This is a genomic window from Pseudoalteromonas sp. T1lg22, from assembly GCF_002964645.1.
Lineage (GTDB): Bacteria > Pseudomonadota > Gammaproteobacteria > Enterobacterales > Alteromonadaceae > Pseudoalteromonas.
In genome coordinates this window covers 1-217 of record NZ_PQBY01000033.1, presented here as the reverse complement: position 1 = coordinate 217, position 217 = coordinate 1, and the positions used below count along the sequence as shown (strand labels likewise).

Sequence of the window (217 nt, the reverse complement as noted above, 5' to 3'; positions counted from 1 at the left end):
GACCCTAAATTTAATTTGCAGTGTGCCAGTTCGGTGCTCACCATCAACGCCGCGGTGATACCGCCAAGTTCAATTGCGAAAGCCGTATCATCGATGGTTTTAATGGTACATTGCGCCTTTCCTTAGTCCTCACTACCTGTGGGGCCAAACTATCGCACCGCGAAATCAACGCCGGCATGCCCTTTACCCTGGAAGTGCCAACCAAAAACAAAACCCA

General features: G+C 50.2%; 1 protein-coding gene. It reads left to right on the top strand.

Going from position 1 to position 217, the window contains the following annotated elements; translation table 11 throughout:
- Nucleotides 1-20: 20 nt before the first annotated feature.
- Nucleotides 21-217, top strand: a 197-nt coding sequence (locus C2M24_RS16210; protein ID WP_233999569.1) for a hypothetical protein, incomplete at its 3' end; no start/stop codon positions are given.